The sequence below is a fragment of the Anabaena sp. CCY 9910 genome, assembly GCF_963920875.1.
Taxonomy (GTDB): domain Bacteria; phylum Cyanobacteriota; class Cyanobacteriia; order Cyanobacteriales; family Nostocaceae; genus Trichormus; species Trichormus variabilis.
In genome coordinates this window covers 118,673-136,570 of the sequence record NZ_CAWUDJ010000009.1, presented here as the reverse complement: position 1 = coordinate 136,570, position 17,898 = coordinate 118,673, and the positions used below count along the sequence as shown (strand labels likewise).

The following is a 17,898-nucleotide window of genomic DNA, read 5'->3' as shown; positions in this document are numbered from 1 at the left end:
GGTTTTTAATGAGTTTGGTTTGTAAAATCTGATGATTCAGGTTTAATTTTTAAAAAATAGCTTGCGTACCCTGACTATAGCTATATCAGGATATTCAAGTATCCTTGTGTTATGAGATACTGCATATTAGTAGAGACTAGCGGATTATCACTGATATTATGGGTGAACCGTGTGGAAAGTTGAGTGCGCCCATCACACCCACAAAAAAGACTGACACAGCCAATTGAATTTGCTTTGTAACTCTGCCTTAATTTATTCTGATCACAATATGAACAAACATTAAGACAAGTAACACGCGTAAAAACATGATACCGATATTGGCTGAAAGCTTAACTGAAATTTTGACTAGAGTAAAAATTGATGGAACCCTAGTAAATACCTGCTGGCAGTTTGCAATCTGGGGATTGCTCTCTCTACTGCTAGCAGAGATATTGAGGGACAGCTACCATGCCTTGTGTCACCAAGTCAATTGGCTCAGTAAATGGCACAACAAGCATCATGCAGCATATCGCCGGGATTTGTCGATAGTTTCGCTCAAAGCTTACCAAGAGTCCCAACTCTATCACGATATTTTAGAATCAAGCCTATTAGTAGTTCTATTAACGGTAATTGCCTTATTTGTGCAACAAATTGGGTTGTGGCTGGGAGTAGCCTATGCTTGTAGCTTTCTGTTTGGCGCATCCCTGCGATATTTCCAAGGGACAATCGACACAGATTATAATCACCTACCAGGCCCATTAGAGGCAATTCCTTCTGTTTGGTGGGTAAATCGGTCGTACCATTGGCGACACCATTTTGATGATGTTGACGCTTATTATAGTGGTGTATTTTCCTTAGTAGATAAAATTTTGGGAACAGGACTATCTCTCAAGGGTAAAACTGTGGCGCTGACTGGTGCATCTGGTGCTTTAGGGCAAGCATTGACGGCGCAATTGCTTCAGCAGAATGCCAAGGTTGTGGCTTTAACTACTAATCCAGATAAATTACCAAGCGATGGTAGTTTCAAGGTAATTGCTTGGGAGTTAGGTAATGAAGCCGCACTTAAAGCCAGTTTAGAAAAAGTAGATATTTTGATTATCAACCACGGAATTAATGTTTACACCAGTCGCACACCAGAAGCAATTAACTCTTCTTATGAAGTAAATACTTTTTCTGCATTGCGGTTGATGGATATATTTTTAACTACAGTCAAGGGGCCACAAGCAAAAGCAACCAAAGAAATTTGGGTGAATACTTCTGAGGCGGAAGCCTCTCCGGCCCTGAGTCCGCTTTATGAACTGAGCAAACGTACATTAGGAAATCTAGTGACTCTCAAGCGCTTGGATGGGGACTGTGTAATTCGCAAATTAATTCTAGGCCCCTTTAAAAGTCAACTCAATCCCTATGGAGTGATGTCACCACAGCAAGTAGCTTATGGGATTTTGTTTTTGGCACGCCGAGATTTCCGCAATATTATCGTGACGATTAATCCTCTTACTTATGTCTTTTTTCCATTGAAAGAAATTAGTACTTGGTTGTACTACAAAATTTTTAGTAAGACAGCCAAAAACCAGAACTTAGCATCTTAATTTTTAACTCATGAGAAACAGGAACCCCGAAGTTTTTAAATCGGGGTTTTGAATGAGTTTTAATCAAAAAATAAATTGAATTTAAACAATTTATTTAAAAATATAGTTGTACTCCCATGAGTTCATTGGATATATCTTTAGTGAATCACATTGACTTCATCAACAACTATATGCGTTTATTTACTACTGTTGGCTTGGGATTTCTTCTATCTTTGAGCGTGAATCTCCCAGCTATGTCTGAATCAATAGTGCAGATAGAACTATTATCAGCACGTCATAACTTAAATTCAAGGCAATTAATTTTTAATCGCAGATTGTGGAATAGCAAAAATATTTCCAACTATCGATATACTTTGAGTAATAGCTGTTTTTGTATACCTGAAGCTAGAGGGCCAGTAGTCATTGAAGTCCGCAATGGTCAGACAACTTCCATTACTGCTGTGAATCCTGGGCAAGCAGTGAATCCGCAATTTTTTCAAAAATACAATACAATTCCTAAACTGTTTAACGTGATTCAAAATGCTATTCAAAGTCAAGCATTTAGTTTAGATATCAGTTACAACCATAAATTTGGTTATCCCACTCAAATTAATATTGATTACAACAGTCAAATAGCTGATGAAGAATTATTTCTCACAATTGAGAATTTTGAAGTAATTCCATAAGTGTGAGGATTTGTGCTTATTTAGTCATCTTTTGGTATTTGGAGGAAATTTGTTGTAGATTAATGCAAGTATTCATCGCCATGAGTATATTGGTACAAAAATTCACTATAAAAATTTATGGCAGAACCAATTCGCATTCTTTTACAAACAACGATCGCCTCAACTGAAGATGACTGGAGTATCTTTCGTTTTTCTCTATTGCAGAATTATTTAAAATCTATTCAAGATGAATCAGGAAAACCATTATTTACAGTTTTATCACGCGATCGCTCCTCTGATGCCGACGGAAATGATCCTATTTTAGGGACACTAGATCAGTCAGATTTTGATGAACTCTGGCTATTTGCTCTAGATACTGGTGATGGTTTAACAGACAAAGATATTGCTGGAATTAACGCTTTTAGAAAACGGGGCGGGGGAATTCTCACAACACGAGACCATCAAGATATGGGCTGCTCTATGTGCGGTTTAATTGATATTGGTGATGTTCATTATTTTAATACCAAAAATCCCGACCCTGACGATTCCCGTTGGAGTCGTGATGATCCACATACAACGTATATTTCCTGGCCTAACTACCATTCTGGCGCTAATGGAGACTATCAAAAAATCATTCCTGTAGAACCAGTCCATGAACTCTTACATAACCCTAATTCACCTTCTGGCTTAATTGAATTTTTCCCGTCTCATCCCCATGAAGGTGGTATTGGAGTCAAACCCAATAATTTAAATTCCCAAGTAATTGCATTGGGAAAAAGTCTAGTTACTCATCGCAACTTTAACTTGATTGTTGCAACGGAACACCATACAGATACAGAGAAAAATAGACTGGGTAGGGCGATCGCTACTTCTAGTTTTCATCATTTTGTTGATTACAATTGGGACATAGAAAAAGGTTGCCCTTCTTTTGTCGATGAACCACCGGGAAATGGCATGAAATTAGAGCCTCGTGCTTTAGAAGATATTCAAGCTTTTGTTCTGAATGCGGCTTTATGGCTAGCCAGATAAGTTTTTATTAAGCTTCCCTACGGGACGCTGCGCGTTAAGCGGAGCTATGCCGAAGGCTTTACGCGTGTCAGTTGTTAGTTGTTGAAAGGATCTGGTCTAATACCCCAACCCCTTGTGGGTGGTTTCTACATATCTTTGCTACTGACTACTGACCACTGACTACTGACAAAACTCCATCCCCTTGTGGGTGGAGTTTTTATTTCTGGCTTTGTAGTCAGCACTTTAGTACTAAAAAAATAAGAAATAAAGTGCTGACTACAAGCTATTTAATCATTGTTTCACTTACTTACGACGACGAAATAACCATCCTAACAGTGGCACAAAACCTAATCCAAAGATTGTACCGGGTTCGGGAACTAAGGTAGAGCGCACCGCAAAAGCTGTGTCTGGATTATCGCTAAATAAACCGTCTATACCTGTTTGATAAAATCGCTTATACTCTTCTTGGGGATTTCCTTGTAAGTTTGTTGGCAAGAAAACATTTTCATCGCGGAAAGTCCAAGCATGAACAATTAAGCCGGCTGCATGAGCATCATCAACTAAAGTTGTGGGCGACAATAAATTACCTTGACTATCTCTAGGAATAATTAAGTTTTTATTGGCTCCTATTCCATTAGCATAGGTAGCGATTTCTGCTAAACCTAAAGGTGTAATTAAATCCCTGTAAAGCCGAGAATCTCCATTAACTACAAAATCATAAGGTCTTCCACTAGGATTAATTAGTTGTACCAAAGAGACGTTAGTTAATTGATTGAGGTCTTTTAAATTGCTAACTTCAAACGATTGAATGTAAACTGGCGCAGTTTCATCAACGTATCCATTGGCATTTAAAACGCTCACCAAAATTTCTTCCATTGATAAACCAATGGAATCAAAATAAGTCGGGTGCTTAGTTTCAGGATAAATGCCAATAGTCCGTCCCAAGGCTGCGCTTTGTGCTTTGGCTAAATCGATGACTTCTTGCAAAGTAGGAATTTCAAACTGTCTGTCATATTGAGTATTCTCTGGACGGATACCAGGAATTCTCTCTATGGCGCGGAGAGTTTTCAATTCAGCTAGGGTAAAGTCTTCTGTAAACCAGCCTGTAATAGAACGTCCATCAATGACTTTAGTGGTTTTGCGGTCTGCAAACTGTAGACGCTCATAAACATCTGTGCTGGTATCTGTGAGATTGAGCGTACCATCAGCATTCAAAATTGCTAAAGCGTTTTCGTGACGCGCGACTAAAACACCGTCTTTAGTGGCAACTAAATCAGGTTCAATATAATCAGCACCCATTTGAATGGCTAGTTCATAAGCTGCTAATGTATGTTCTGGACGATAACCGCTAGCTCCCCGGTGTCCAATAACAATAGGCTGTTGACCCGTCAAGGTTCCTGCTAGGACTTTTTCTGTTGGCATAACTGTTAGTGTAGCCATTCCTAGCAAAAATGCTCCAAAGAAATGTCGCATGATTTCTCCTCACAAATATTTGGTTACAAAAAATTGCTGAAAATAACTCAAGCGCTGTGGGTAGGGACTTTGAGCTACTGAAGTTTTTTCTGTGAAAACACTTGTATTAAGGTAGGAACCAAGCGTTAAAGCCTAGTTAAACACTGATTATGTCTGTTTTAAGGATGAGGACTTATGTCAGAGTTTGAGAGGATCAATAGCACAACAGGCGATCGCTGCTATTATTCTCAACAGAGGTAGCTCAGGATGGTAATCCTATGACGAATAACAGTACAGTATGATGCTATTGTCAAAAAATTTCCCAAAAACCACATAGTTTTTGACTCAGCAATAGAGATTAAGATTCTTTAACTGGAATTTGGCATTAAAATTAGACGGACTACAAAAATTTATTCATAAATTAGTAACAATATTGACCGTACTCAAGTAGTCTCACTGCGAGATAGTAAACATTAACTCATACTAGGAGAAGACAGTGAACCTATTAAATGAGGCCCAAGAACAACAACTTAAGGAAATAAGTAAATATCTATTACAGGTAAGACAAGAGAAAGGTATACGTATAGAAGAAGTAGCTGCTAAAACAAATATTAGACTATATTTCTTACAATCTTTAGATGCAGGGAAGTTTGCTGAACTACCTGAACCTGTTTACATCCAAGGATTTATCCGTCGCTATGCAGATATATTGGGTTTGGATGGACAGGCGTTGGCGAAAAGTTTTAGTGTCAATGGTGAATCTGCAATTCAAGAATCCCACCGTGATGACAAGGAACAGATAAAACAAAGACCAAAAATTCGTATTCCTTTGTTTGTCCCTTACGTTTTATTGCTAGCAGTTGCGGCGGTTGGACTGATTTATGTACTCAATCCCAAATTAATCACTCAATCTCTGGCAAATAAACAAGACTCAGAAACGACTACCCCAAAACAAGCCGAGCCTTCACCCTTGACAGTTACACCCCAGGCTCAAACACCAGAATCACCAGAATCAATAGTTTCAGACTCGAAAAATTCACCATCATCGTCTACCCCAGCAGCTTTAGGCGATAGTTCTACGACCACACCATCAGCCACACCTGGTAATGAAAATAATGCTAATTCAGCCGTTGCAGTGACGTTAGAACTGCAAGGTAATTCATGGTTACAAGTAAAAGCCGATGGTAAGACAGAATTTGTTGGGGAATTAACCAAAGGCGATCGCCGAACATGGACAGCAAAAAAACAGCTAACTGTACGTTCTGGTAATGCAGGGGCTGTACTAATTTCCGTCAACGAGAAGCCAGCAGAACCCCTGGGCAGTAATGGTATTGTCAAAGAAGTAACATATACTCCAGAGGTTGTTAGTCAGTAGTTATTAGCCCATAGTTAAGAATTAACGTTTCAAATTTTTGACTATGGACTCTTGACTCTTGACTCTTGACTAAATTTTGGGCTGACTTAGATGCCAACTAGTGGACTGTTCATAAGCGTAAGCTACTTGTAGTAGTTGGTCTTCTCGTAGTACTTTGCCAATTAGTTGTAGTCCAATTGGTAATCCCTGCTCATCAAAACCACAGGGGAGGCTTAAACCTGGAAGACCAGCCAAGTTAACGGGAATAGTCATCAAGTCGTTTAAGTACATACTGATGGGGTCAGCAGTTTTTTCTCCCGCTTTAAATGCTGTAGTGGGAGCAGTTGGGGATACTAACACATCAACATTTTTGAAGGCATTTTCAAAGTCTTGCTTAATCAAAGTACGTACTTTTTGGGCTTTGAGATAATAAGCATCGTAATAGCCTGCCGAAAGAGCGTAAGTACCAATCATGATTCGTCGCTTGACTTCTGCACCGAAGCCAGTGGCGCGGGTACGCTTATACATAGACAGTAAATTGTCTCCTTCCGGCGCACGCCAGCCATATTTTACGCCATCGTAGCGGGCTAGGTTGGCTGATGCTTCTGATGGAGCAATGATGTAATAGCTAGGTACGCCATAACGGAAGTTGGGACAGGAAATTACGTGAATTTCTGCACCTAGACGTTGTAATTGTTCGATCGCTTTAGTAACCGCTTGTTCAACAACAGAATCTAAACCTTCGCCAAAAGTTTCTTTGATTACGCCAATTCTGAGTTTACCTCTGGCTTTGAGGTCTGGTTTTAAACTGGCTACATAGTCAGGGATTTCCACTTTGAGACTGGTGGAATCTTTGGGATCGTAACCTGCGATCGCCTTTAATAATATCGCTGTATCTTCTACTGACTTCCCAAAGGGGCCAATTTGATCCAGGGATGAAGCATAAGCTACCAAACCATAACGGGAAACTAGACCATAGGTAGGTTTGAGTCCTACCACACCACAAAAAGAAGCTGGTTGACGAATGGAACCACCGGTATCCGAACCCAGCGCTACCACACATTCTTCCGCCGCCACAGCCGCAGCTGAACCACCAGAAGAACCGCCAGGAACTCTCGATAAATCCCAAGGATTAGCTGTCACTTGATAGGCAGAATTTTCAGTAGAACTGCCCATTGCAAATTCATCTAAATTGGTTTTACCAACCACTACAGCCCCTGCATCTAGCAGTTTTTGTGTCACAGTTGACTCATAAGGCGGCACAAAATTTTCCAGAATCCGCGAAGCACAGGTGGTGGGGATTCCCTTGGTACACATATTGTCCTTAACACCGATAGGAATCCCCGCCAGTAGCCCAATTTCCTCGCCTGCTGCTATTTTGGCATCCACAGCACGAGCCTGTTCTAACGCCTGCTGTGCCGTGATGTGTAAGAAACTATGCAGCTTTGGCTCTAGCTCTTGAATGTGGTCTAAAGTTTCTTGGGTAATTTCAACGGCAGAACGTTCTTTTTTAACTAGCTGTTCGTGCAACTCGCGGATGGATGCCATGATTGCTCTCTTAGTGACTCAAGTCATTGATTTTAGTACATATCGTGCGGGATTGGTCAATGGTCAGTTGCCAATTGTCAGTGGTCAGTTGTCAATATAAGAAACGTTGTATACAACGTCTGTACATTAATTCCTCTCCTTACTCCCTCCGAAGTTCCGATCAGAGGAAGCCTCCGCTCGGACTTCTCTCTGCTCCCTTTACCCAATTCTTAATGAAAGAAACAGCAAATAGGTGTGTAATAACCGTATTTTTAGTGTTTATTTAAAATTTAACAAAAAATAGTAAGAAATTGCTGAATAATTGGCTAATAATTTTAGCTATTGTGGTGTAAGGCTATAGCAGTGTTCACTCGCCAATAAATTATATAAGATGGATTTTAGTAAAAGTTAAATTTTAGCTAAATATAGAAATTAATTGCTTAACTAGCAAATTATTTTGAGGTATAAATAGATGATAAAAATAGCAAGCCGTAAGTTTTTGGGTGTAGAAAATGTCTATGACATTGGGGTTGAACGTGATCACAATTTTTTCGTCAAAAATGGCTTAATAGCTTCTAATTGTTTCAATAAATCCCATTCCACAGCTTATGGATATGTTACTTATCAAACTGCATATCTCAAAGCTAATTATCCATTGGAATATATGGCGGCGTTGCTGACGGCTAACAGCAACGATACAGACAAGGTGCAGAAATATATTTCTACCTGTCTAAGCATGAATATTCAGATAGAACCGCCGGACATCAATCGCTCAGGTGTAGACTTTACTCCAGTCGCAGGTAAGATATTATTTGGGTTTTCGGCTGTGAGAAACGTAGGACAGAATGCGATCGCCTCAGTTTTAGAAGCAAGAGACACAACAGGAGAGTTTAAATCATTAGCTGATTTCTGCGATCGCGTAGACTTGCGTGCTGTTAATCGCCGTACCCTTGAATCACTAATTTACTGTGGAGCCTTTGACAAAATTGAAGCGAATCGTCACCAATTAATCCAAGATTTAGAATTAGTATATGATTGGGCCCAATCCCGTGCGAGAGATCGTGCTAGTGGTCAAGGAAACCTGTTTGATTTATTAGGTGGATATTCTTCTACTAGCACCAAAACAGCTAATAATGCCTTTGAAACTGCTCCTAAAGCTAAACCTGTACTAGATTATCCCCCACAGGAAAAATTACGCTTAGAAAAAGAATTATTAGGATTTTATGTGTCCGACCATCCCTTAAAATCTTTAAGGTCAGTAGCACCACTTTTAACACCAATTAATCTTTCACAACTAGGAGAACAACGAGAAGACACAAGATTGTGTGTGATTGTCATGCTTAACGGTGTAAAAAAAGTCATGACAAAGAAAGGCGATGCAATGGCAATTTTGCAACTTGAAGACTTAACATCTCAATCAGAAGCAGTAGTTTTTCCGAAAACTTATGAGCGCATTAGTTTCTTACTTCAAGTAGATGCCAGATTAATTATTTGGGGTAAAGTAGACCGACGAGACGAACAAACTCAATTAATTGTAGAAGATGCAGAGCCAGTAGAAACTGTACAAATGGTGATGGTAGAACTTCAGCCTCAACAAGCAGCCAATATTGAAGAACTACACCGCTTAAAAACAATTTTGCAAGAACAATGTGGAGATAAAGAAAAAGCCAAAATGCCCATAATTGGAATTGTGCAATCTGAGAATTCTCGGCGATTAGTGCGCTTAGGTTGGCAATTTTGTGTTCAAGATGCTCGAATTACCGTGCAAGCATTACAAAATGCGAGATTTCCAGCACAACTTAAACCTCTGATTGGTGGTTCGTGAGGAGATGAAATAGGAAGTGAGAAGAAGCAATACTTCTCTGCGTTCTTGAGTGTGTCGTAGGCTCAGTAACAAGGTGTAGGGGAAAGAATATCTTACTCAGTACTCAGTATTACTGAGAAATAATCATATTAGTTAAACTACTACGTCAACAGTATATTGACATAGTAATTCTTGGGCTTCACAGTTTTTTTCGTTACTTATGCGGATGATGTTTTTCTGTAGTAAGTGGTATCTTTTTATGCCATGAGGATTTGGGCAAGAGCTAGGGGAAGGAGTTAATATTTTGATGATTGCAAATGATTTGAGTAAGTTTGTTTCCTATTGTAAAAAAATTCAACCCCAAACTCAGGAGGACATCAAGCAGTTTTTTGAAGGGGTGATTGCCTTTCCTTATGATAAGGAACTTCTTTTGCAGGCTTATTTATTTTTAAATATTCAAAACTTGTTCCCTTCATGTTATGAATTGCTCTTGTTTGAAAAGTCCCCAATTGCCGATTATACAGACCTGGGTAAATGTGATTTTGTTTACCTGACATTTCAAGGTAATCTGTTTTTAATTGAGACAAAATTTATTGATACAGAAGCAACAGGCGCAACAGAAAGAAAACGCAGAAATAAACATAGAAATAAGGTATTTGAACAAGTAATTACCTTAAAAAGTCGGTTTGGTGAATATTGGGACATACGCTCTGAACAGTTGGAATGTGGGGTTTTTACCACGGATTCGGATATTGATTGGCGAGGAAATAGTATAAATGTTACGACTAAATCTATATCGATAGATAGCCTAGAAAAGTGGCGTAGAACCTATAAGCAAATTAATCAAACTTAGTTATTTTTAATATTCTTAAATATTGTATGATTTTGGGCGATCGCTGATATTTTCTATAGTTCGGAATAGCATTCTATATCTTTAAAAATTTCCCTTCAATAAACTTAATATATTAAAAGGATGTTAGGGACAGTATAGCAATCTGCCCCTATTTGTATGTAATTTTGTTTGTCGCCTACAATACATTTTGATTAACACACAGAGGAGCGAAGGATATCCTTGCACAGCGATTAGTGATTTTTTTAATTGCAAGTCCCCAAACTGACGAACTCAATTTACCGCTTTATAGTACAATTGTACTTAAGTTATAAAAATACCATGCAAACTCAGTAGGAGGGCGATAACATTTATGAAACAAATCGAACCTAGCTACAAGACTACTATTTCCCTGCCATTAATGTTGCCACAGGTAACAGTAAATAAAGTCATAGTGCCTCTACAACCCCAATCGGAAAGTCTGAGCAGTGGATGGGAGAGTTTGATTACCGTTGTGCAACATATCAACCAGATGGCAATAGAGTTAGAGGCAAAGATATTAGAACTCAAGACAATAGCTAGTACGATTAATAGTCAAATTAATTATTTAACAGAAAATAGCGATCGCCCATATATCAATATTTGCCAGTATTCACCTGTGAGTGTCCCTTTGGTGAAACAACAGCCCGATCAATCATTTATTCTGACAACCCGAAAAGTTGATTTATTTCGAGCCGAGCGAGAAGCGGCACAACTAGCGCAACAACTCCGCCAGCACACACAAAAGAAAAAATCTCCACCCATGAGGAATTGAAGGCAGGGGGAAAAGAAAATTATGAGCAACTGACTATTGACTAATTAGTATGTTTACCCGTTGGGCTGTAACAGTTATGCTGAAGGAAGTCATATCTTGACACTCCCAGGCACTTCGCGTTGCTACGTGCGGGGATTCTTAGGCTAATCACGGGCATTAAACCAGATGAAAAGCAACTGACGAATGACAACTGACAACTGACACACGCAGTGCAAATAAAAAGAGGTTAAGAGAAGGTGTTAAGAACACTTTTAGTAATTGTCATTGGTTTCTTACCGTCCATGTTCTCCTTGTGGGTAATCCGTAAAACCCAATTACGGACACGCTCACGCCTCAGACAAGCAGCTACAAATATTGCTAGGGTGCGGATACAGCAAAATATTAGACCTTTAGAAAGCGATCGCTATTATTTAGAAGGGGTAGGTTACTTAATTGGTGACATCAGTTGCAAATTCAACGCACGTTCTGGCTATCTCCGTTGTGCTGTGAATCCCAGCGGCCCTTGTCAGGGTTGCCGCTATTATGAATGCCCTATGAGTGATGAAAACTCAACAGGGTATAGGGGTATAGGGGTATAGGGGTATGGGGGTATGGGGGTATAGGGGTTTATGGGTATGGGGGTATAGGGGTATGGGGGTATGGGGGTATAGGGGTATAGGGGTTTATGGGTATGGGGGTATAGGGGTATGGGGGTATGGGGGCTAAGAGAAGAACAGTATTTATAAGGTATCTTGATTTCATTATTAGTTGTTTCCCTCACACCCTTACACCCTTACACCCCTAAACCCTCACACCCCTAAACCCTCACACCCCTACACCCCTACACCCCTACACCCCTAAACCCTCACACCCTCACACCCTCACACCCCTACACCCTTACACCCTTACACCCCTAAACCCTTACACCCCCGCAGCTTCGTTTAATTTGGTGCGTAAGTCTGTCCATGTCACCCCTGCAAGACTGGGGAGGACTACATGAGCTGCACCTACACGCTCGACGGGGCCAAGTCCTACCGCCCACATTCCCCCAGCTAAAGCGGCTTCCACACCTGCGGCGGCATCTTCCACGACTACACATTGTTTTGGTTCTAGTCCTAACTGATGGGCAGCGAAGAGGAATAAATCTGGTGCTGGCTTGGGTTTTTGGACACTGTAACCATCAGCGATCGCATCTACTTTATCAGCAAGCCCTAGCCTTTCGATCACTGTGTGAGCATTTTTACTAGCTGAACCGATACCTAGTTTAATTCCCGCTTGCCGTAGTTCATCTAAAAGAGCGATCGCTCCTGGTAATAAATCTTTAGGTGTAATGTGTTCAATTAGTTCTACATAGTAGCGATTTTTACGCTCCATCATCTCTTGAATTTGCGCTTCTGAATAAGGTCTATCCCCAATAATCCGCATCAAGGACTCACGACGAGACACCCCCCGCAAGGCTTCGTTAGCCTTTCTATTAAAAGGAATCCCTTCCTCATCAGCTAGCCTCTGCCACCCTAAATAATGATATTCTGCCGTATCAGTTAATACACCATCTAAATCAAAAATAAATCCTCGAATGTCTGGGGATTGGAGAGTTAATACTTCTTCCTCTGCTCCCGTTCGCGTAGCGTCCCGTAGGGAAGTTCGCCCGGAGGGAAACCCTCCTTGCGACTTCTCTTCCTGCCCCCTGCCCCCTGCCTCCTGTCCCCCAGGCAAATCAAACGGATACCACTGCCCACGCCAATGTAGTTGAAACTTCAGACGTGTCCAATTTGGGGGTAAATGGGGGTTGGCGATGGGGCCTTGTTCTGTGAGTTGGATTCCACCAAAACCGAAAATTACTGCCTGCCAAATGCCGCCAGCGCTGGCTCCGTGAATACCGTCATTGGTGTTACCTCGGCTATCTTCTAAATCAACCATGAGTGCCTGCATAAACCGTTCGTAGGCTGTGGCTGATTTCCCCAAATCTGAGGCTAAGATGGCGTGAATTGCCGGGCCTAGTGATGAACCGTAGGTAATATCCGTCCGGGGTGCGTAATAATCCCAATTACTTTTTAAAGCTTTTTCGTTGTAGGGAAACTCTGCTGATGGGCGCATCAGGTACAGCAGCATCAAGACATCTGGTTGCTTGAGGACTTGGTGTTGGTTAGTGGTTTCTATGCCTAAGATGGCTTGCATAGAACGCTGGCGTGGTTCGTAGTCTGCCAAGTTGATATCTTTCAATTGGAAAAATCCCTCAAATTGTTCGATTAATCCGGTTGAGGAGTCGTAAAAAATGCAAATTTTCTTGATGATGTCTTGCCAGTGAGTTTCTAACTCTGGAGTAAGTTGCAGTTTATCTTCTAGTGCTTTGGCTCCTTCGGGGAAGGTATGACGCAACCAGTCAGCAACTTTCAGCGCCTTTTCCAGATGCCATTGCACCATTCGGTTAGTGAAAGTGTTGTTGTGTACAAACTCGTGGTATTCATCTGTACCAATCACCCCACGGATTTCATAGCGATCGCCTTGAGAGTTATACTCAACTCGGCTACTCCAGAAAATAGCGGCATCTAAGATAATTTCCGCACCATAATTGCCCATCCAATCATCATCACCAGTGGCTTGCCAGTATTGCCAGACAGCATAGGCAATATCTGCACTATTATGAATTTCGCGATCGCGGCACCAAATACGCACATCTTCGCCATAATAATTATCAGGCAATGCCCAACGCGGCGTAACTTCATCCCCAGTATCCGCACTTTCCCAGGCATACATCGCCCCTTTAAAACCGTAGTGGGTGGCTTTGCGTCGCGCCCCGTTGATGGTGTGGTGGCGGTAGCTGAGTAGGTTCCGGGCTAAAGCTGGTTGGGTGAAGGTGAAAAAGGGCAGGATAAAAATTTCTGTATCCCAGAAAATATGCCCCCGGTAGCCAAAGCCGGAAAGGGTTTTAGCGGGAATACTGACTTTTTCATCATGGGATGGGGCAGCAATTAGCAACTGAAACAGGTTGTAGCGGACAGCAAAAGCGGCTGTAGGGTCTCCTTCTATGTATATATCGCTTTTTTGCCACACTTCGTCCCAGGCTTGCTTATTCGCCGTGAGTAGAGTTGTGTAGTCTGGTAGTTGTGCCAGCTTTTCTTGAGCGGCGGTAACTGGTTTATTGACTTCCCTTGAGGTAAAAACTGTCACTAGCTTTTCCACAGTGATAGTTTGTTGAGATTTAGCTAAAAAACTGGCGCTGATAGTGGGATATCCAGGGACGATGCTCACTTGTAAAGCTGACTCTACACCTGATATGGCTATTTTGGCTGCCATACCGATTTCAATCTGAGTTCCACGGGTACGACTTTGCAACCAGATACCCGACTCGGTTTTACCTTGGTCTATTCCTTCCCAATGATTGAAGCCTTGATTTTCAACATAGCCGTTGATACTAGCTTGAATTTCAACTAAGCAATCACCATCATGAGCTGTGATTTGGCAACGCTGCCCTAATATATGTTGATCTGCCAGACTAGCAAAGCGTTCAAAGTGGATATCGATGATGCTACCACTGGGACTACGCCAACGCAGAGAACGACTGAGCAGACCTTGACTGACATCAAGCCGACGTTCATATTGTAATACTTCTCCCTGATCCATGCGGAAGCGATCGCCATTAATCGCAATTATCATCGGCAACCAATCAGGACAATTGGCAAGTTCTGTATAAACTACAGGCACATCATCATAGACACCATGAATAAAAGTAGCCGGTAAACCACGGGCGTGACCTTCTTCTAAGCTACCCCTAGTACCTAAGTAACCGTTACCGATAGTAAAGACGGTACTTCTAGAATGCAATTGCTCAGGGTTAAACTTAGTTTCGGTTAATATCCAATCTTGATAAATAAAATCACGAGAAGGACATTTTATGTTCATGGTGAATGACTGTTGACTGTTGACTGTTGACTATATGACTATTGACAACTCATGTGCTTTGCTAGAATTTGCTCGGCTCTGGGTTTATAAATTAGGTGAAATAGGCTTTCCATGTAACGGACTCTGGCTTCGCTGCTTTCTGGGCGGATAAAGTTCCAGAAGCTGTAGATTTTAGTCAGTGCTAGTAATTGACTGGTGTGTAACTGCCAGTTGTATTTTTGATGAATGCGTTGGCTCATCCATTGAGACACTTCTTGCCAATGTTCGGGATGGGTATCGCACTCTTGGAAGAATGCCAAAATTTTTTCGGCTGTTCCTTCTAAGTCGGTGGGATTAATCCGAAATCCATTATTTTGATCTTCTAGAATTTCTAAAGAACCACCAAATTTAGTAGCAAAGGTGGGTAAGCCAGAAATCATGGCTTCTAAAATACTGCGTCCAAAGGCTTCAAACCGGGCAAAGTGAAGATAAATTCCCCGATAATCTGCCACTAAGCGATAAGCTTCACCGACTTCTTGGTTAGGAAGTCGTAGCCCTAGCCAGCGAATATGGCCATGTAGCTGATATTGGTTAATAATGTTGTGAAGTTTTTCAATTTCCCTGGCTTCTTCGGGATTGGTAGTTTCATCTATGTTTAACTTACTGGTGAGCAGAATCAGGTTAGAGTGTGCTTGTAATTCTTGACTTCTGCCGAAGCATTCAGCCAAGCCAGTCAGATTTTTGATGGAAGTAATAGGGGCAACTGCAAAGATGGGTGGCTTTTGGGGTTGCTCTAAATAACCGAAGATTTGGGAGTCTTGACGATGAAATAGTAAGTCGTTGACGTTTTGACTCAGATTAGAGTCTCTATCTGCTGTTTGGCTATAAGGGAAAAAGACTTGCTCATTTACCCCTGGCGGAACCATGTTGAATTTAGGACTAAACAGGTCGACACCATCGACTACATGATATAGATGGGGCATGGTAAAGAACTTGTAGGACTCGTACTGTCCCACACTTTCAGGTGTGCCGAAAATTTCTTGGTAGGATGAGGTGATGATAAAGTCAGCCGCATTCATCGTAATTAAATCGGCGGTAAATTGTACTGAGAAGTGATATTTTTCCTCAGAGTTTTGCCAATATAAGTTACTAAATAAATTTTTCGGCTTTTCTAACGAGTGGGCAATGTTGCAATGGGTGACTTTGAGGCGACGGGCGAGGAGAAAAGCAACCAAGTTACCATCGCTGTAGTTACCTACAATTAAATTCGGTTTGCCTTGGAATTGGGCTAGTAGTTGTTTTTCGGCATCTAAAGCAAAGGTTTCTAGATAAGGCCAAATCTCAAATTTAGATATCCAGTTGTTGGTAATTGCTGGATTAAATTCCCCGAAAGGAACCCGCAAAATCCAAGCATTCTCTGTGTTATGTAACTTTTCTAAGCGCAGGTTACAGTATGTACCTTCACAGTGAGGAATCAGCCTGGTGAGAATAATGATGTGGGGTTGAATACCTAACACTTCCAGCCCAGCCAGCTTGATTTCCTGCTGTAGTTTGTTTTCTAAACTGCGTGCTTGCTCTAGAACATAGATAACTTGACCTAAGGTTTCATCCCGTCCCATAACATCTTCTTGAGCTACCCAACCGTGAATCGAAACTAGAACCACCCGAAAGACCGCAGGTACACGGGCTACAAATGCTTCTAAGACAGCAGGTTGGGGAGAATCAATCAATCTATCCAGCAGTGTAATAGTTTCCAGAATACGCTCGGCTGTATTACCCCATCCTGGCTCAAAGCCGAGTGCTTGTAGTTCAATGTAGAATTTTTCGTATGGTTCTTCTGGGGGTAGGGCCGAAAGAAATTTAATCGCTGCGTGAATTTGTTTAGCTAGGTGGATACCTGAGGGAATAGCATCCCCAATCATCAAGTTAATCCCATCGTATTGCAGTCCCCGTAAGGCTAAATACACTAACTCGACCCAATATTGGGGGTCAGTCGCTATCTGACTGCATAGATAACGATTGAGGAAGGCTAAACCTTGACCAATATTTCTAGGATCGCTAATACTGGGGGAAGCTTCGTAAAAAGAACTGAGGTCAATTTCTAAGATGTTGGGTTCGTAGGCATTAACTAGGCGATCGCTCACATCTAAAAAAGCATCAATTGGCATAGAATCAAACTTAGCTAGGTCTGATGTCAGTCGCCAAACTTCTTGGCTAGCAATCCTTGGACGCACCACAAACCATGTACTGTCCTCTGCTAAAACGATTTCATGGGTATATTGAATCAGTTTACCTACGGATGAAGAATAGTAAAAATATGTGGGCTTTTGGGCTTGCTGACAGTATTGGGAAAAAGTATGCAGAATCTCATTTCTCAGGAAGTAACGTTTACCTGAGGAATCTAAGGCAATTATCAACTGTTGTAGGGCAGCTTTTTCCTGACCATCAGCAAAAATAGGGTGAAATAGTTCGTGCATGACGATTTCCAGAACTCTAGCCAGGTCACGACCTCATTTTTGTCTCCTCAACAAATGTAATTTTCGTATAAAGTTCGTTTAAATACGCGTAATTGGTAATTGGTGATTGGTAATGTAAAAAATCATTATCAAAATTGGCTATTACGGATCAAGACCAACCATCTTCTGTGTAATTAAATAAACTTGATACTTAGTAATCGGCTTAGAGGTACATTGCCTTTGTTGACCTTTGTATAGTAGATAGTCCTTCAGTGTCTTGCCTTCTAGCTCTGGTATGAATGGTCATTGGTCAGTTGTCAGTGGTTCTTCCCCCTGCTCCAGGCTGGCGGGCCTAATCAAACCAATGCCTCCTGCCTCTTAAGAGTTCTTAGCCGAGTCGCTACGTCAGTATATTTTAAATATTTAAATAAACTTCTTATTTCCAAAGGCATAATCCAGTAGTTTTTGTTATGCTGGACTAGACAATTTAAGTTTTTTTTAAGCGGTAATTATACCGCAATAAAATTTAATTTGCAAGTTGAATTTTCTATACAATTAGTCTTGTTTTGTACATAAAGATT

Annotated in this window: 12 protein-coding genes; 8 read left to right on the top strand and 4 right to left on the bottom strand. The window is 41.1% G+C overall.

Annotated elements, in window-relative coordinates:
• The first annotated feature begins 305 nt into the window (after positions 1 to 305).
• From ACM5QX_RS10010 to ACM5QX_RS10000, 3 genes are all read left to right on the top strand, one after another.
• A complete protein-coding gene (locus tag ACM5QX_RS10010; protein ID WP_414753382.1) occupies positions 306 to 1,568 on the top strand; it encodes a bifunctional sterol desaturase/short chain dehydrogenase in 1,263 nt (420 codons plus the stop codon).
• A 116-nt stretch (positions 1,569 to 1,684) separates the two neighbouring features.
• Positions 1,685 to 2,233 (top strand): DUF6174 domain-containing protein, encoded by a 549-nt coding sequence (locus tag ACM5QX_RS10005; protein ID WP_414753381.1) that lies wholly within the window; start codon positions 1,685 to 1,687, stop codon positions 2,231 to 2,233.
• A 117-nt stretch (positions 2,234 to 2,350) separates the two neighbouring features.
• Positions 2,351 to 3,241, top strand: a complete 891-nt coding sequence (locus ACM5QX_RS10000; RefSeq protein ID WP_414753380.1) for a hypothetical protein — start codon at positions 2,351 to 2,353, stop codon at positions 3,239 to 3,241.
• A gap of 282 nt (positions 3,242 to 3,523) precedes the next feature.
• Here the strand turns inward: ACM5QX_RS10000 and ACM5QX_RS09995 are convergent, their stop codons facing one another.
• Positions 3,524 to 4,693, bottom strand: a complete 1,170-nt coding sequence (locus ACM5QX_RS09995) for a glycerophosphodiester phosphodiesterase family protein (RefSeq protein WP_414753379.1) — start codon at positions 4,691 to 4,693, stop codon at positions 3,524 to 3,526.
• A gap of 475 nt (positions 4,694 to 5,168) precedes the next feature.
• Here ACM5QX_RS09995 and ACM5QX_RS09990 point away from each other — a divergent pair, with 475 nt between their 5' ends.
• Positions 5,169 to 6,047, top strand: coding sequence for a helix-turn-helix domain-containing protein (locus tag ACM5QX_RS09990; protein ID WP_414753378.1), 879 nt, complete (start codon positions 5,169 to 5,171; stop codon positions 6,045 to 6,047).
• A 69-nt stretch (positions 6,048 to 6,116) separates the two neighbouring features.
• Here ACM5QX_RS09990 and gatA read toward each other — a convergent pair whose 3' ends face one another.
• The gene (gene gatA / locus ACM5QX_RS09985; RefSeq protein ID WP_414753377.1) at positions 6,117 to 7,574 is read right to left on the bottom strand and encodes an Asp-tRNA(Asn)/Glu-tRNA(Gln) amidotransferase subunit GatA; all 1,458 of its coding nucleotides are present in this window, start codon (positions 7,572 to 7,574) and stop codon (positions 6,117 to 6,119) included.
• Positions 7,575 to 8,025: 451 nt separating this feature from the next.
• On the opposite strand from gatA, the gene ACM5QX_RS09980 reads away from it, so the two are divergent.
• The 4 genes from ACM5QX_RS09980 to ACM5QX_RS09965 all read left to right on the top strand — a co-directional run bounded on the left by ACM5QX_RS09980 (position 8,026) and on the right by ACM5QX_RS09965 (position 11,578).
• The gene (locus ACM5QX_RS09980) at positions 8,026 to 9,378 is read left to right on the top strand and encodes an OB-fold nucleic acid binding domain-containing protein (RefSeq protein ID WP_414753376.1); all 1,353 of its coding nucleotides are present in this window, start codon (positions 8,026 to 8,028) and stop codon (positions 9,376 to 9,378) included.
• A gap of 286 nt (positions 9,379 to 9,664) precedes the next feature.
• The gene (locus ACM5QX_RS09975) at positions 9,665 to 10,210 is read left to right on the top strand and encodes a hypothetical protein (RefSeq protein WP_011320448.1); all 546 of its coding nucleotides are present in this window, start codon (positions 9,665 to 9,667) and stop codon (positions 10,208 to 10,210) included.
• A gap of 349 nt (positions 10,211 to 10,559) precedes the next feature.
• On the top strand, positions 10,560 to 11,000 hold the full coding sequence (locus tag ACM5QX_RS09970; RefSeq protein WP_414753375.1) for a hypothetical protein: 441 nt from the start codon (positions 10,560 to 10,562) through the stop codon (positions 10,998 to 11,000).
• A 236-nt stretch (positions 11,001 to 11,236) separates the two neighbouring features.
• Positions 11,237 to 11,578, top strand: a complete 342-nt coding sequence (locus ACM5QX_RS09965; RefSeq protein ID WP_414753374.1) for a DUF6464 family protein — start codon at positions 11,237 to 11,239, stop codon at positions 11,576 to 11,578.
• A gap of 322 nt (positions 11,579 to 11,900) precedes the next feature.
• Here ACM5QX_RS09965 and pgmB read toward each other — a convergent pair whose 3' ends face one another.
• Together pgmB and ACM5QX_RS09955 are read right to left on the bottom strand one after the other, a co-directional pair.
• Positions 11,901 to 14,882, bottom strand: a complete 2,982-nt coding sequence (gene pgmB / locus ACM5QX_RS09960) for a beta-phosphoglucomutase (RefSeq protein WP_414753372.1) — start codon at positions 14,880 to 14,882, stop codon at positions 11,901 to 11,903.
• 38 nt (positions 14,883 to 14,920) lie between these two features.
• Entirely contained in the window at positions 14,921 to 17,338 is a 2,418-nt protein-coding gene (locus tag ACM5QX_RS09955; protein ID WP_414753371.1) for a sucrose synthase, read from the bottom strand.
• Between the last annotated feature and the right edge of the window lie 560 nt (positions 17,339 to 17,898).

Coding starts and splice junctions, on each gene's coding strand:
- ACM5QX_RS10005 (WP_414753381.1), top strand. CDS start 1,685: ATGAGTTCATTGGATATATCTTTAGTGAATCACATTGACTTCATCAAC.
- ACM5QX_RS09970 (WP_414753375.1), top strand. CDS start 10,560: ATGAAACAAATCGAACCTAGCTACAAGACTACTATTTCCCTGCCATTA.
- ACM5QX_RS09955 (WP_414753371.1), bottom strand. CDS start 17,338: ATGCACGAACTATTTCACCCTATTTTTGCTGATGGTCAGGAAAAAGCT.
- ACM5QX_RS09980 (WP_414753376.1), top strand. CDS start 8,026: ATGATAAAAATAGCAAGCCGTAAGTTTTTGGGTGTAGAAAATGTCTAT.
- pgmB (WP_414753372.1), bottom strand. CDS start 14,882: ATGAACATAAAATGTCCTTCTCGTGATTTTATTTATCAAGATTGGATA.
- gatA (WP_414753377.1), bottom strand. CDS start 7,574: ATGGCATCCATCCGCGAGTTGCACGAACAGCTAGTTAAAAAAGAACGT.
- ACM5QX_RS10000 (WP_414753380.1), top strand. CDS start 2,351: ATGGCAGAACCAATTCGCATTCTTTTACAAACAACGATCGCCTCAACT.
- ACM5QX_RS09975 (WP_011320448.1), top strand. CDS start 9,665: ATGATTGCAAATGATTTGAGTAAGTTTGTTTCCTATTGTAAAAAAATT.
- ACM5QX_RS10010 (WP_414753382.1), top strand. CDS start 306: ATGATACCGATATTGGCTGAAAGCTTAACTGAAATTTTGACTAGAGTA.
- ACM5QX_RS09995 (WP_414753379.1), bottom strand. CDS start 4,693: ATGCGACATTTCTTTGGAGCATTTTTGCTAGGAATGGCTACACTAACA.